This is a genomic window from Streptomyces sp. NBC_00425, from assembly GCF_036030735.1.
Taxonomy (GTDB): domain Bacteria; phylum Actinomycetota; class Actinomycetes; order Streptomycetales; family Streptomycetaceae; genus Streptomyces.
Window position 1 is genome coordinate 3073607 of the sequence record NZ_CP107928.1, and the last position, 14304, is coordinate 3087910.

16 protein-coding genes are annotated in these 14304 nt (G+C 71.7%); 9 read left to right on the plus strand and 7 right to left on the minus strand.

Translation table 11 applies throughout. The features are described from left to right. Window positions 1-20 precede the first annotated feature (20 nt). From OHS82_RS12845 to OHS82_RS12875, 7 genes are all read left to right on the plus strand, one after another. The gene (locus tag OHS82_RS12845; RefSeq protein ID WP_057575327.1) at window positions 21-887 is read left to right on the plus strand and encodes a glutamate ABC transporter substrate-binding protein; all 867 of its coding nucleotides are present in this window, start codon (window positions 21-23) and stop codon (window positions 885-887) included. Between the two features lie 111 nt (window positions 888-998). Then, window positions 999-1664: an amino acid ABC transporter permease gene (locus tag OHS82_RS12850; protein ID WP_057575325.1), complete on the plus strand. Its 666-nt coding sequence runs from the start codon at window positions 999-1001 to the stop codon at window positions 1662-1664. After that, on the plus strand, window positions 1661-2593 hold the full coding sequence (locus OHS82_RS12855; protein ID WP_057575323.1) for an amino acid ABC transporter permease: 933 nt from the start codon (window positions 1661-1663) through the stop codon (window positions 2591-2593). Before OHS82_RS12850 ends, OHS82_RS12855 begins: the two co-directional genes overlap by 4 nt. A gap of 177 nt (window positions 2594-2770) precedes the next feature. Beyond that, the gene (locus OHS82_RS12860; protein WP_057575321.1) at window positions 2771-4396 is read left to right on the plus strand and encodes an FAD-dependent monooxygenase; all 1626 of its coding nucleotides are present in this window, start codon (window positions 2771-2773) and stop codon (window positions 4394-4396) included. Window positions 4397-4855: 459 nt separating this feature from the next. Continuing rightward, window positions 4856-4927 carry a putative leader peptide gene (locus tag OHS82_RS12865; RefSeq protein WP_309544753.1) on the plus strand — a complete coding sequence of 24 codons (72 nt, stop codon included), beginning with the start codon at window positions 4856-4858 and terminating at the stop codon, window positions 4925-4927. Window positions 4928-5018: 91 nt separating this feature from the next. Beyond that, the gene (locus OHS82_RS12870; protein WP_057575319.1) at window positions 5019-5591 is read left to right on the plus strand and encodes a cysteine dioxygenase; all 573 of its coding nucleotides are present in this window, start codon (window positions 5019-5021) and stop codon (window positions 5589-5591) included. Further along, window positions 5588-6013, plus strand: coding sequence for a rhodanese-like domain-containing protein (locus tag OHS82_RS12875; protein ID WP_328433891.1), 426 nt, complete (start codon window positions 5588-5590; stop codon window positions 6011-6013). The genes OHS82_RS12870 and OHS82_RS12875 overlap by 4 nt, the downstream gene beginning before the upstream one ends. Before the next feature lie 243 nt (window positions 6014-6256). On the opposite strand, the gene recX is transcribed toward OHS82_RS12875, so the two are convergent. Beyond that, window positions 6257-7000 carry a recombination regulator RecX gene (gene recX / locus OHS82_RS12880; protein ID WP_057575317.1) on the minus strand — a complete coding sequence of 248 codons (744 nt, stop codon included), beginning with the start codon at window positions 6998-7000 and terminating at the stop codon, window positions 6257-6259. 3 nt (window positions 7001-7003) lie between these two features. After that, window positions 7004-8131, minus strand: a complete 1128-nt coding sequence (recA, locus tag OHS82_RS12885) for a recombinase RecA (RefSeq protein WP_057575315.1) — start codon at window positions 8129-8131, stop codon at window positions 7004-7006. Window positions 8132-8593: 462 nt separating this feature from the next. Between recA and OHS82_RS12890 the strand changes: the two genes are divergently transcribed. After that, window positions 8594-9484 carry a hypothetical protein gene (locus OHS82_RS12890; RefSeq protein ID WP_242433001.1) on the plus strand — a complete coding sequence of 297 codons (891 nt, stop codon included), beginning with the start codon at window positions 8594-8596 and terminating at the stop codon, window positions 9482-9484. A gap of 60 nt (window positions 9485-9544) precedes the next feature. On the opposite strand, the gene OHS82_RS12895 is transcribed toward OHS82_RS12890, so the two are convergent. Continuing rightward, the gene (locus OHS82_RS12895) at window positions 9545-10804 is read right to left on the minus strand and encodes an AI-2E family transporter (RefSeq protein WP_079041006.1); all 1260 of its coding nucleotides are present in this window, start codon (window positions 10802-10804) and stop codon (window positions 9545-9547) included. 60 nt (window positions 10805-10864) lie between these two features. Then, window positions 10865-11059 (minus strand): DUF3046 domain-containing protein, encoded by a 195-nt coding sequence (locus tag OHS82_RS12900; RefSeq protein ID WP_057575312.1) that lies wholly within the window; start codon window positions 11057-11059, stop codon window positions 10865-10867. Window positions 11060-11138: 79 nt separating this feature from the next. Here OHS82_RS12900 and OHS82_RS12905 point away from each other — a divergent pair, with 79 nt between their 5' ends. Beyond that, window positions 11139-12083: a hypothetical protein gene (locus OHS82_RS12905; protein WP_057575311.1), complete on the plus strand. Its 945-nt coding sequence runs from the start codon at window positions 11139-11141 to the stop codon at window positions 12081-12083. A gap of 186 nt (window positions 12084-12269) precedes the next feature. Here the strand turns inward: OHS82_RS12905 and OHS82_RS12910 are convergent, their stop codons facing one another. From OHS82_RS12910 to OHS82_RS12920, 3 genes are read right to left on the minus strand one after another with little or no spacing between them, the layout of a single operon-like run. Further along, entirely contained in the window at window positions 12270-12578 is a 309-nt protein-coding gene (locus OHS82_RS12910) for an AzlD domain-containing protein (RefSeq protein WP_057575308.1), read from the minus strand. After that, complete coding sequence (locus OHS82_RS12915) at window positions 12575-13318, minus strand: AzlC family ABC transporter permease (protein WP_063894208.1); 744 nt, start codon at window positions 13316-13318, stop codon at window positions 12575-12577. Before OHS82_RS12915 ends, OHS82_RS12910 begins: the two co-directional genes overlap by 4 nt. Next, window positions 13219-14187, minus strand: a complete 969-nt coding sequence (locus OHS82_RS12920; protein WP_057575304.1) for an AraC family transcriptional regulator — start codon at window positions 14185-14187, stop codon at window positions 13219-13221. The genes OHS82_RS12915 and OHS82_RS12920 overlap by 100 nt, the downstream gene beginning before the upstream one ends. Between the last annotated feature and the right edge of the window lie 117 nt (window positions 14188-14304).

Below are 14304 nucleotides of genomic sequence, written 5' to 3' on the forward strand. Positions count from 1 at the left end.
CTTCTCAAAAGGAAGTCACCATGAAGCTTCGCAAGGTCACCGCCGCCTCGGCCGCAGCCCTCGTCCTCGCCCTGACCGCCACCGCGTGCGGCGGCGACAGCAAGGACGACGACACGAGCAGCAGCGCCAGTGCGGGCAGCGGTGGCGGCGGCAAGATCAAGGTCGGCATCAAGTACGACCAGCCCGGCCTCGGCCTGAAGAAGCCCGACGGGTCCTTCGCCGGCTTCGACGTGGACGTCGCCACGTACGTCGCCAAGCAGCTCGGCTACCAGCCGGACCAGATCGAGTTCGTCGAGACCAAGAGCGCCGACCGCGAGAACGCCCTCGCGCGCGGTGACGTGAAGTTCATCGCGGCCACCTACTCGATCAACGACGAGCGCAAGAAGAAGGTCGACTTCGCGGGCCCGTACCTGCTGGCCCACCAGGACCTGCTGATCAAGTCGGACTCGGACATCTCCAAGGGCACGGACCTCAACGGCAAGAAGCTGTGTTCCGTGACCGGGTCGACCTCGGCGCAGAACGTCAAGAAGACGATCGCCCCGGACGCGAAGCTCAAGCAGGTCAGTTCCTACTCCGAGTGCATCGCCGGCCTGCAGAGCGGCGCCGTGGACGCGGTCACCACCGACGACTCGATCCTCGCGGGCTTCGCGTCCCAGGACCAGTACAAGGGCAAGTTCAAGCTCGCGGGCCTGAAGCTCAGCAACGAGAACTACGGCATCGGCGTCAAGAAGGGCGACACCGCGACCGTTGACAAGATCAACAAGGCGCTGGAGCAGATGGTCAGCGACGGCGCGTGGGAGAAGGCCGTCAAGGACAACTTCGGCCCGGCGGAGTACAAGAACGAGCAGGCCCCGAAGATCGGCGTCATCGTCCCGAACGCCTCGTAACCACACCTCAGCCACAGCGGGGTTCCCGCGGTGTGCCGCCGCCCGTCGCGATCCCGGCGGCGGCACACCGCGCCCTTCCCATACGCCACCCAGCCGGAAGCGCGGGAGATCGTGTTCGACTTTCTTGATGGTTACGACGTCCTAGGGGCGTTCTGGATGACGGTGAAGCTCACCGCCGTCTCCGCCGTGGGCGCTCTGGTCTGGGGCACCCTGCTGGCCGCGATGCGGGTGAGCCCGGTTCCGCTGATGCGCGGGTTCGGCACCGTCTACGTCAACATCGTCCGGAACATCCCCCTGACGGTCATCGTCCTTTTCAGCTCGCTCGGGCTCGCCGACATCTTCGGCATGACCATGGGAAGCGACGACTTCGACATCCAGGGCTTCCGGCTGGCCGTACTCAGCCTGGCCGGCTACACCGCGGCGTTCGTCTGCGAGTCGATCCGCTCCGGCATCAACACCGTGCCGGTCGGTCAGGCGGAGGCGGCTCGGGCCATCGGGCTGAGCTTCAGTCAGACCCTGACGCTCGTCGTCCTTCCGCAGGCCTTCCGGTCGGTCATCGGACCGCTGGCCAACGTCCTGATCGCACTGACCAAGAACACCACGGTGGCGGCCGCCATCGGCGTCGCCGAGGCCGCCCTCCTGATGAAGACGATGATCGAGAACGAGGCGCAGGTGCTGCTCATCGGCGCGGTCTTCGCGTTCGGGTTCGTGGTTCTGACCCTGCCGACCGGCCTCATCCTGGGCTGGCTCAGCAAGCGACTGGCGGTGAAGCGATGAGTTCGGTCCTGTACGACACTCCCGGCCCCCGCGCCAAGCGGCGCAACATCCTCTTCTCGGTGGTGTTCGCCGTCCTGCTCGCCCTCCTCCTGTGGTGGATGTGGCAGAAGATGGACGACAAGGGCCAGCTCGACTCCGCGTTGTGGAAGCCCTTCACCACGTCGGAGGCCTGGACCACGTACCTCCTTCCCGGCCTCGCCAACACGCTGAAGGCCGCGGCGCTCGCCATGGTCATCGCCCTTCCGCTGGGCGCGGTCTTCGGCATCGCCCGCCTTTCCGACCACCGCTGGGTACGCGGCGTGGCCGGCACCGTGGTGGAGTTCTTCCGGGCGATCCCGGTACTGCTGCTGATGCTGTTCGCCAACGAGTTCTACTCCCGCTACACGGACGTCAGCAGCGAGGACCGCCCCCTCTACGCCGTCGTCACCGGTCTGGTGCTCTACAACGCCGCCGTCCTGGCCGAGGTCGTCCGAGCCGGCATCCTCTCCCTGCCCAGGGGGCAGACCGAGGCCGCGTACGCCATCGGCCTGCGCAAGGGCCAGACGATGAGCAGCATCCTGCTTCCGCAGGCGGTCACCGCGATGCTGCCGGCCATCGTCAGCCAGCTCGTGGTCATCGTGAAGGACACCGCGCTGGGCGGCGTGATGCTCAGCTTCCCCGAACTGCTCAACTCGCGTGGCACGCTCGCGGCCAACTACGCCAACGTGATCCCGAGCTTCATCGTCGTCGCCATCATGTTCATCGTGCTGAACTTCATCCTGACCAGCTTCGCGAGCTGGCTGGAGCGTTACCTGCGGCGCAGCAAGCGCAGCACGGGCGCGGTGCTCGGCGCGGAGGACATGGAGGAACTCAATCCGGCGGCGGTGGGCGGCACCTTCGGGACCGGGGGCGAAGGCGGCGGCCTCCCCGGCAGCAGGACCTACACCTGACGAACAATCAAATAACGTGAACGGCTCGAAAGGCAGTGGCGTGCGCGCCACTGCCTTTCGTCGCTTGACGCAAACAACGACAATGGGTTGCATACGTTCTGTGATCGTGCACCCTGCTCCAACCTGTTGTTCACTCAAGCCCGCGAGGACACCGTCGAAGGCAGGGAGCGCCGCGCCGTGGACCCGGTGATCATCGTCGGAGCGGGGCCGGTGGGGCTCACGCTCGCCCTGGCGCTGGCGCGCCAGCAGGTGCCGTCCGTGGTCCTCGACGAGGGCCCCGGCAAGGACGAGCACCGGCTCGCGCGCACCGTGGTGCTGCGCGAGGACACCGCCGCCCTCCTGGAGCGGCTGACCGGAGTGTCCCTCGCCGACGCCGGGGTGCACTGGTCCGGATGGCGGTCGATGCGGCGCAAGCAGGTGACGCAGGAGATCGCGTTCGACGACGACGCCGAGCCCGCGCCGCTGCACATCGCCCAGCATGTGCTGACCGGGGCGCTGCGCGCGGCCCTCGCCGGCGAGCGGCTGGCGAAGATCGCGGTGGACAGCCGCCTGGACACCATCGAACAGGAGTCCACCGGGGTCACCGCCCACACTCGCGGCCCGCAGGGCACCTGGTGGCGCGGCAGCTATCTGATCGGCTGCGACGGCCCCCGCTCCACGGTCCGCAAACTCCTCGACATCCGCTTCCCGGGCCGTACGGCGGTGGAGCGACACGCCGTGGCCGCACTGCGTGCGGAACTTCCCTGGGACGGCGAGGCGTTGCTTCATCGAACCCCGCCGTGGCGAGCCTCCGGTCCCCCGGCCGCGGAGGTCACGGGCCGCCCGCTGCCGGACGGCGTCTGGCGGCTCGACTGGCTGTTGCCGCCCGGCAAGGACCTGGTCACGCCCGAGGTCCTCGTGGCGCGTGTCCGCGAGACCCTGGCGGGCTGGAGCGGCGGCTCGACGCCTCCCTACGAGCTGCTCGACACCGGCGTGCACACCGTGCACCACCGGCTGGCCCGCCGCTGGCGCGTGGGCCGGGTCTTCCTCGCGGGGGACGCCGCCCACCTGCTGGGCACGCTCGGCACCCAAGGCCTGGACGAGGGGCTTCGGGACGCCGACAACCTCGCCTGGAAGCTGGCCCTGGCCTGGCACCACGGGACGCACGAGGCGCTGCTCGACAGTTACCAGGCCGAGCGCCGCGCGGTCGTCGCCGCCCGGCTGCGGGCCGCCGACCAGGCGCTCCCCCTGCTGCGCGGCGGCGGGGGCATCAGGGCGTACGTCCCCGGCGCGGCCCGCGGCCACGACGTGCTGCTCACCGACGGCCACCTGGGACGCGGCCCGCTGGGCGCGCCGGGATCGTACGCCGGCTCCCCGCTCGCGCCCCGGCACCTGGAGGCGGAGACACCGGTGGACACACCCCCGGGGGCGCCCGTCGAGGACGTCCGGGTGACCGCGGAGGACGGCTCGTTCGTCCGGCTCCGGGACCGGCTCGGCCGGGGCGCTCTGCTCGTGCTGCTGATCGCACCGGGCACCGGTGTGTGGGAGCGCCGGCACTGGGTCGGCGCCGGCATCATGCCCCGGCTGGCCGCAGCGGTGACGGCCCTGCCGTGCCCCGCCGAACTGCTGGTGGCCGAGAGCTATCCGGGCGCGGCCGCCCATACGGTCCTGCTGATCCGTCCGGACGGGCATCTCGTCACCGCGCTCAACGGGGTGCGCGCGGCCGACCTGTACGCCGCGGCGGAGGCAGCCGTGGGCGGTCCGCCGCAGACCGCCGAGGAACCCTCAGCGGCGGGAGCGACGGCAGGCTCCGCGGCGAAGTGACACCGGGCTTCCGCGCGTGGAAAGGATGACGGCGGACTCGCCCCCGTCGTGCCTCTGTCGCGGCGCGGCCGCGCCGCGACAGAGGCACGACAGCGGCTACGCGGCGGCGGCGGTTCGCGCCATGCCGTGGCCCAGCGGCGTGAGAGCCGGAGCTTCGCGGCGTGACCTCGGCCACGCGGGCGAGCTCGGGCGAGTGACGGAGGGGACCGGGCGGCGCGGCGTCGTGCGGCTGTGGACCCTGGTGGAGAGTCGGGGCCGGGACGACGGCGGTCGTGGCGCGGAGCAGCACATCACTGCTCGGGCTGGTGCGAGGCGCGCGCCAGACCCCCGTGCCCCTGCGGCAGGCCGGGCGGCGTGACGGCCCCGCCCGCACTGTCGTCACCGTGCGGTCCACAGGGTGACGGTGAGTTGACCGCGCTGCACCGGCATGCTGTACTCCGGATCGTGACCGACACCGATGTGCGCCTGTGGCGGAGGGTCCATATGGACCTCGTCCGCTATGCGGGCTGCGTGTGTCGTCCGTCCTGCTGAACTCGCACCCCTTCCCCACGGCGCGCGCCGCCGATGCGCCCCCGCACGTGTGCGGCCCGCGCTCCCCGCGAACGTTCCCAGGACGGTTTCCGTGTCTGTCTCTTCACCCCTCCCTCCTTCGGCCCCCACTCCCTCCGCCTCCGTCGCCCCCTCGTCGCCGGCTTCCGTCGCCGCGCCGACGCAGGCGGAGCTCCTCGACTTCGTCCGGCGCACCGCCGCGGACTCCGCGCTGATCGCCTCGCTCCCCCTCGATCCGGAGGGCCGCACCTGGGCGCGTCTGGAGGGACCGGGCGGCAGCGAGGCCTGGCTGATCGGCTGGCCGCCCGGCACCGGCACCGGCTGGCACGACCACGCGGACTCGGTGGGCGCGTTCCTGACGGCTCGGGGCACACTCAAGGAGTACTCGCTCGCCGCTCGGCTGCCCACCGACGGCTGGCGGACCCTGGAACTGACCGACGACGTGGACCGGTCGCGCGCCCTGCCGGCCGGCCGGGGCCGGTCCTTCGGCCGCCACCACGTCCATGAGGTCCTCAACGAGTCCGCCGAGGAACACGCCGTCTCCGTCCACGCCTACTACCCGCCGCTGCCCCGCATCCGCCGCTACAGCCGTACCGGCCAGGTGCTGCGGCTGGAGCAGGTCGAGCGTCCGGAGGACTGGCAGTGAGCGACGCGAACATCCCGCAGCGACGGCGGGACGACGAACAGCCGACCGGCATCGACGAGTTGCTCGAGCGCGTCCGTGCCCGATACGCGCGCGTGGAGGCCCGGGAGGCGTTCGAGGCCGCCCGCGCGGGCCAGGCGCTGCTCGTCGACATCCGGTACGCGGCGCTGCGGGAGCGGGACGGGCTGATCCCCGGCGCACTGGTCGTCGAGCGCAACGAACTGGAGTGGCGTCTCGACCCTCGGGGCAGTCATCGACTCCCCGAAGCCACGAGCCATGACGTACGGGCGATCGTCATCTGCAACGAGGGGTACGCGTCGAGTCTGGCCGCCGCGTCCCTGCACCAGCTGGGACTGCACCGGGCGACCGATCTCGTCGGCGGCTTCCAGGCCTGGAAAGCGGCGGGCCTCCCCGTCACGTCGTAGCCCGCACCGGAGCGGGCCGAGGGGACGCTCCCGAGCGGTGTGCGGGGCGTGCGGACGCGAGGGGTGTGCGACGAAACGGGATGTGAAGGTGCTCGGCCCTCCGGGGACACAGGTGCCCCTGCGCTCCGCGAGGGCCGGCGTCGCCGCACACGTCAGGGCACGGGCGGACGAAGGGCAAGGACTGCTGTCACCCCTCGGCCGTCGTCGCTGCTGCCACCGGGTGTACGCAGGTGGCGGCCGCGCTCAGAACTCCTCGTTCCCCAGGGACTCCGTGTCCTCGCCCTCTTCCTCCAGCGCCTGCCGCACCACCCGCAGGGCCAGGCCCTCGGGGTAGCCCTTGCGCGCGAGCATGCCGGCGAGGCGGCGCAGCCGTCTGTCGCGGTCGAGGCCGCGGGTAGCACGCAGCTTGCGGGAGACGAGTTCGCGCGCCGTCTCCTCCTCCTGTTCGGAGTCGAGCCGGCTGACGGCCTCTTCGATCAGCTCCGCGTCGACGCCCTTGGTCCGCAGCTCCTGGGCGAGCGCGCGCCGGGCCAGTCCTCTGCCGTGGTGCCGGGATTCCACCCAGGCGTCCGCGAAGGCGCCGTCGTTGATCAGCCCGACCTCCTCGAACCGCGAAAGCACCTCCTCCGCCACCTCGTCGGGGATCTCCCGCTTGTGCAGGGCGTCGGCGAGCTGTTTCCGCGTGCGCGGGGTCCCGGTGAGCAGGCGCAGGCAGATCGCCCGTGCCCGCTCAGCCGGGTCTCCCGAAGGCTGCCCCTTCTCGGCCCTCGACGAGGAAGAAGCACCTCCGTCCTCGGTGGACGGCTTCCCGGAGCCGCGGCGGCGGCGCCCACGCCCGCCACGTGGACTGCGCTCGTCACCGCCCCCGGCCCGGCCGGCGCCCGGCCGGTCGTCGCCGTCCTGGGACAGGCCGCCGTCGACCCCGTTGCCCGTCCCCCGGGGGGCGTCGGGGTGGACGTACTCGGCCCAGTCCGTTCGTCGTGTCACGGATCAGCTCTTGGCAGCCGCGGCCTTGGGCTTGGCGGCCTTGGCTGCGGGAGCCGGGACCGCCTTGGCGTCGTCCGCGGACGCACCCGCGACCGCCGCCGTGTCCGTGCCCGCCTCGGTGGCGGACTCGTCCGGACGCACGCCGACGCCCAGCTTCTCCTTGATCTTCCTCTCGATCTCGTTGGCCAGATCGGGGTTGTCCTTCAGGAAGTTGCGCGCGTTCTCCTTGCCCTGGCCGAGCTGGTCGCCCTCGTACGTGTACCAGGCGCCCGCCTTGCGGACGAAGCCGTGCTCCACGCCCATGTCGATCAGGCCGCCCTCGCGGCTGATGCCCTGCCCGTAGAGGATGTCGAACTCGGCCTGCTTGAAGGGCGGGGCGACCTTGTTCTTGACGACCTTGACACGGGTGCGGTTGCCCACCGCGTCCGTGCCGTCCTTCAGCGTCTCGATACGACGGATGTCGAGTCGCACCGAGGCGTAGAACTTCAGCGCCCGGCCACCGGTCGTGGTCTCGGGGGAGCCGAACATGACGCCGATCTTCTCGCGGAGCTGGTTGATGAAGATCGCGGTGGTCTTGGACTGGTTGAGCGCGCTGGTGATCTTCCGCAGCGCCTGGCTCATCAGACGGGCCTGCAGACCCACGTGGCTGTCGCCCATCTCGCCCTCGATCTCCGCGCGCGGGACGAGCGCGGCGACGGAGTCGATGACGATCAGGTCGAGGGCGCCGGAGCGGACCAGCATGTCCACGATCTCCAGAGCCTGCTCGCCGTTGTCCGGCTGCGAGAGGATCAGGTTGTCGATGTCGACGCCGAGCTTCTTCGCGTACTCGGGGTCGAGGGCGTGCTCCGCGTCCACGAACGCGACCTGGCCGCCGGCCTTCTGCGCGTTCGCCACCGCGTGCAGCGTCAGCGTCGTCTTACCGGAGGACTCCGGCCCGTACACCTCCACCACGCGGCCACGCGGCAGCCCGCCGACACCGAGGGCGACGTCGAGTGCGGTCGACCCGGTGGGGATGACCTCGATGGGCTCGTTCGGCCGCTCGCCCAGGCGCATCACCGCGCCCTTGCCGAACTGCCGTTCAATCTGTGCGAGTGCGGCGTCCAACGCCTTCTCGCGGTCGGTTCCTGCCATGGGTTCCACCCGGTTTGCTTGAGTCGATCGCTTCACGTCAAAGACGCTAACGCCTGCCACTGACAATGCGCCTCGACGCCGGTCCGGCCTGTGGATAACTCAGGCGCTTATCGGCTCTTAACGGGACACAATCCCCGCCGCGAGAGCCGCCGGAGCCTCCATGAGAATGGATGTTCGATTTTCGTGTCAAGCGCACCACGCGGCACTCCCGAGGCTACGTTCACAGGCCGCCGGAGCCGCGAACCCGGCGTCGGCGCGGCCCGTTGCGAGCACGTCCCGCCGCGTCCCGACTCCGCCCCGCCTGCGTCCCGGCTGCGCCCGGGGTCCCCCCGGGGTCCCGGCCGTCCGTCCTCTCCCGCCCGTCCTTCGACCGGCTGCGCCACCTGCTACTCCCCCGGGCGTACAACGGGTGACTTCGGCAGGACGACGACGGCGTACACCCACAACCGGGACGCTCGGCGCATGGACGAGCAGAGGACCACACCGCGCCGCGACGGGACCGGGGCCTTGACCAAGGCCGAACTCGGGGCAGAGGCCGGGACCAAGAGCGGGAGCAGGGCCGGAGCCCGTGCGGCAGCCAGGGCCAGGGCCAGGACCTGGGCAAACGCCGGGGCGGGGGCCGATGCCGGGGCCGTCTACGGGGTGACCGCGCTGCTCCTGGTCGCCTCCGGTCTCGTGCACCTGGTGGTGTTCGCCGTCGACGGCGGCCCCTGGAACGGCCCCGTCTCCTGGCGCAAGCCGGTGACCTTCGGGCTCTCCTTCGGCGTGACGCTGTGGGCCGTCGTCGCGGTGACGTCGTTTCTGCGGATGAGCCCACGGGTGCGCACCGCACTGCTCGGGGTGTTCGCCGCCGACTGCGTCGTCGAGGTCGGGGGGATCACCCTCCAGGCCTGGCGGAGGGTGCCGTCGCACCTGGACATGGAGACGCCCTTCGACACGGCCGTGTCCATGACGCTCGCGGTCGGCGGCGGCGTGCTGGTCGCGCTGCTCACCGTGTTCGCCGTATCGTCCTTCCGGCACCGGCCGACAGGCCCGGCCGGGATGGCTCTCGCGGTGCGTTCCGGCTTCGCGATCCTGCTGGTCGCCCTCGTCTCGGGGGCAGCGATGATCGCGCGCGGGGTCGTGCTCACCCGCACCGGCCACCAGGAGGCGGCGTATCACTCCACGGCCCCGCTCAAGCCGCTGCACGGGGTCAGCCTGCACGCCGTTCTGGTGCTTCCCGCGCTGGCCTGGCTGATGGCGTCCCGCACGTCCTGGAGCGAGCGGGTGCGGTGGCGGGTCACCGCGGCGGCGGTGGGCTGCTACGCGGCTGCGGTCATCACGGCCGGGGTGTGGGCCGTCCTCACCTACTGAAACTGCTGGAGCTGTTGGAGCTGCTGACGTGGCCTGCCCGCTGAACCCGCTGCCCCCGCGTCAGCCGGACCCGTCCCGTGAGCCGCCCCGGCGGTTGTGTGCCCGGGTCCACAGCTGCTGCACGCGCGCGAGCGGCCCGGGCCCCTCGCCACGCCCCCGGTGGCCGTGCACCCGGGGGTCGTCCGTCACGGCGTACCGCTTCACGTACGCGCCCAGGAACGCCTGGAGCGTGGCCACCGCCGGGATGGAGATCAGCGCGCCTATCGCGCCCAGCAGGGCGGTGCCCGCGATGACGGAGCCGAAGGCGACGGCGGGGTGGATGTCGACGGTCTTCGAGGTCAGCTTGGGCTGCAGCATGTAGTTCTCGAACTGCTGGTACACCACGACGAAGATCAGCACCCACAGCGCGTACAGCGGCGAGACCGTGAAGGCGATCAGCATCGGCAGGGCGCCCGCCAGATAGGTGCCGATCGTGGGGATGAACTGCGAGACCACGCCCACCCAGACGGCGAGCACGGGCGCGTACGGGATGCCGAGGGCCTGCAGCAGCACATAGTGCGCCACACCGGAGATCAGCGCCATCAGCCCACGGGAGTAGAGGTAGCCGCCGGTCTTGTCGACGGCGATCTCCCAGGCGCGCAGCACCTCGGCCTGCTTGGCCGGCGGCAGGACGGAACACAGGGCCCGGCGCAGCCGCGGTCCGTCGGCGGCGAAGTAGAACGAGAACAGGGCGATCGTCAGCAGCTGGAAAAGACCGCCGAGGACCTGCGTGGAGACGTCCAGGACGCCGGCGGCGCTGTTCTGTGCGTACTTGCGCAGCCAGTCGGAGTGGAGCAGGCCCTCCTGGATGTCCACACGCCTGAGTTCGGTGTGGAACGTGGTGTTGATCCAGTGGATCACGGAGTCCAGGTACTCGGGGAAGCCCTCGATCATCTTGATGATCTGCCCCGCGAGCATCGAGCCGAGCAGCGTGAAGAATCCGGCGACCACGATCAGCAGGCCGAAGAAGACCAGGAAGGTGGCGAGGCCCCTGCGCATCCCGCGGGCGGCCATCCGGCTGACCGCGGGCTCCACTGCGAGGGCCAGGAAGAACGCGATGAGCACGTTGAGCAGCAGGCCGATGAGCTGGTGGAACGCCCACGTGCCGAGTTGGAACGCCGCGACGAGGGCGAGCGCGAGCACCATGGCGCGCGGCAGCCAGCGTGGCATGCGCGCGCCCTGCGCGGCGCCGCCGTCGGCCGGGGGAGGTCCGGTGGGCGGCGTCGTGTCGTGCGGGGGCGCGTTCCGGGGCGTCTGCCCGGTCTCGTCAGTGGGTGCCACGGACCAAGTCTCGCCTACGCCACCGACAATCGGACCGCCGCCGGTGATCTTCTCGATGTATCAGCGCATCTCCTGAGGAACGTTCATCACCGCGCAGACCACGCGCCATACGTCCTTGGCCGCCCAGCCCTCCGCCAGCGCCTCGTGCACGGTGCGTCCGCCGAGTTCCGTCATCACGTGATCGCGCGCGAAGGTCTCGGCGTACCCCCTGCCGAAGTGCTCGTCCATCCGCTGCCAGAAGACCGTCAACCGCATGACATCAGTATCCCGCCCTCGGGGGCGTCCCCTTGCGTGAGCGCCTGTCGAGACCGCTTTCCGCCCTACGGTCTGACGCATGGCCGAAACCGGAGCATCCCCACTCCCCCCGACGCCCCCGGCGCACTCCCCGCTCTTCCGCGCCGAGCACTTCGTCTGGCTCACCGCGCGCGTGCTGGAGCAGCGCATCTTCGCGCACGACTTCCTGCACGGCGCCGCCGACCCCGTCGAGACCGCCCTCGACGCCTACCGCAACGAGGACGGCGGATACGGCCACGCGCTGGAACCCGACCTGCGCGGTCCCGTCAGCCAGCCCCTGCACACCGCGCACGCCCTGCGGGTGCTGGACTCCGTCGGGCGTCTCGGCGGCAGGCGCGCGGAGCGGACGTGCGACTACCTGACGTCCGTGTCCACCGGTGACGGCGCGCTGCCGGCGATCCTTCCCAGCCAGCGCGGCTACCCGGCCGCTCCGTTCATCCCGATCGTGGACGACCCGCCCAGCGACCTGCTGGCCACCGGGCCGGTGGTGGGTCTGCTGCACCGCAACGACGTGTGGCACGCCTGGCTGTTCCGGGCCACGGACTTCTGTTGGCAGGCGGTGGACTCCCTGGAGCGGTCGCATCCGTACGAGATCCAGGCCGCGGTGGCCTTCCTGGACGCCGTTCCCGACCGCCCGCGCGCGGAGTGGGCCGCCGACCGTCTGGGCCGCCTGGTGCGCGAACAACGGCTCGTCGTGCTGGAGCCGGACCGCGCCGACGCCTACCCGGTCCCTTCCGGCTACGCCCCCGGCGAGCACCACTTCCCGTACGACTTCGCCCGGACGCCGCACTCCCTCGCGCGCGCGTGGTTCACCGACGACGAGATGGCGCGCTCCCTGGACCACCTCGCCGGCGCGCAGGAGGAGGACGGCGGCTGGCCCGTCCGCTGGCGCCGTTGGGCGCCCGGCACCGCACTGGAGGCGCGCCCCATGGTGACGATCGAGGCGCTGCGCACCCTGCGGGCCCACGGCCGCGCCATCGGCTGACCGAAGGCGGCCACGGTCGGCGGCGTCCACGAGGCCAGGGCCACGCCTTCGCCCCGTCCTCCCGTGCGCCCGCCGCACGGCACGCCCGCGCCCGTCCCCGGCTGCATCCGCCCGCGTCCCCGTCCACGGCTCCTTCCGCCCGTGTCCCCCGTGTCTCTCTCGACCCGTCCGTCCGCCCCGTCTCCCTCAGCCGCCCAGGGCACGGACTCCCGCCGTCACCGCCACGGCTGCCGCGACGACGAGCAGGAAAGGGGCCCGCAGCACGAGGGCGACGGCGGCCGCGGCCAGCCCCGCGGCCCTGGCGTCCAGCACGAGCGCATGCCCGTCCGCGAAGGTCTGTTGGGCCGTGAGGGCAGCCAGCAGCGCCACGGGAAGGAGCGCGGCGGAGCGCCTGACCAGCGGTCGTTCGAGCGCGCCGGCGGGGACGAGCAGTCCGGCGAGTTTGACGGCGTAGCAGCCGAGCGCCGTCGCGGCGATCGCGATCCAGGTGTTCAACGCTGCTCCTCCTTCGCGTCGCCGCGGCCGGCTCCGCGCCGGCCCTCGAGGTACAGGACGACCGGCACGGCGAGCGCGGCCGTCAGAACGGGCACTCCGGCGGGCAGGACGGGCAGCAGTCCGAGCCCGAGGAGCACCGCGATCGCGGCGACGGTCCGCTCGGCCGCGGTCTGCAGCATGGGCGCGAGCAGCGCCAGGAAGACGGCCGGGCCGGCCGCGTCCAGACCCCACGCGTCGGTGTCGCCGACGGCCTCGGCGCCCAGGGCGCCCAGCAGCGTCGTGAGGTTCCACAGGACGTACAGGGTCAGCCCGGTGACCGCGAAACCCAGGCGCGCCGGACGCCGCCCCGGCTGCGCCAGCGAGACCGCCGTCGTCTCGTCGATCACCCAGTGGGCGGCGAACGGGCGCACCGCGCGCGGGAGGGCCAGCAACTGCGACAGGCGCAGTCCGTAGAACGCGTTGCGCACCCCCAGGAAGAAGGCGCCCGCGGCTGCGGTCAGGGGGTTGCCGCCCGCCGCCAGCGCCCCGACGAGCGCGAACTGGGATGCGCCGGTGAACACCAGAAGGCTGAGCGCGCAGGTCTGCCACACCGAGAGTCCGCTGCCCGCCGAGGTCACCCCGAAGGCGAATCCGGAGAGGCCTACGGCGATGCCGACCCCGAGGGAGTCCCGTACGACGGCGGCGTCGGACTTTCCTCCGTCGTCGGCCCGTATGTCCGTGAAAGCTGTCTGTTCTGCCACGACCGTGACGGTACGAGAAGGGGTCCGGGCGGGTCTTGTACGTTCTTGCGCTCGCGCTGGTACGCCCCCGGGGGGACGCCCACGATGCGCGCGAAATGGCGGTTGAGGTGGGGCTGGTCGGTGAATCCCACCGTGACGGCCGCCTCGGCCGGCGCCGTCCCCGCGTCCAGCAGCCGTCGCGCCCGACGCACGCGTGCGTCGGTGAGCCAGGCGTGGGGCGGCAGTCCGTACACGTCCCTGAAGGCCCGCAGCAGGGCGAACGGGCTGGTTCCCAGGTCCGCGGCCAGCTGTTCCAGCGTGGGCGGGTCCGCCAGCCGTTCCTCCAGCACACCGCGCGCGCGTGCCGCTGTCCGCGCCCCGGCGGTCCGGATCTCCCGTTGCGGCAACGGCCCGCCGTTCAGACGCAGGAGCCGCGTGACGGCAACCCGCAGCAGTGTGTCGGCGGCCAGCGCGTTGCCCTCCTCGGCGGCCCGGAGCACCTGGTGGACGAGCCCGACGGCGTACGGATCGTCGAGCACGGGGCTGACGAAGCCCGGGGCGCCGCGAAGGGTCGTCGTCTCGGCCGCGATCTCGGCCACCAGAGCGGGGGACGGGTACACCGCCCCGTACCGCCAACCCTCGGGCACGCCGGCCCGTCCGGTGTGCGGGGTGTCGGGGTTGACCAGGGCGAGCGTTCCGGCTCCCGCGTGCTGATCGGAGCCGCTGTGCTGGAAGACCTCCACGCCGTCGGCGATGGCGGCGATCACGAAATGCTCGTGGGTGTGCCGCACGAACGTCTTGCGGACATAGCGGGCCCGCAGGAGGTCGACACCGGGCAGCTCCGGGTACTGCCAGTGCCGCGCCCGCTCCCCGGAACCCGAACTCGCCACCCGACCATTCTCCGTGACGCGCCTGCGGAACGCCGACGTGCCGGGGAACGGGGGCGGCCGCCGCTCCACACGACCGTTCACCCGGCGTGTTCTCGCAGCTCAGGGCCTTTGTCAGTG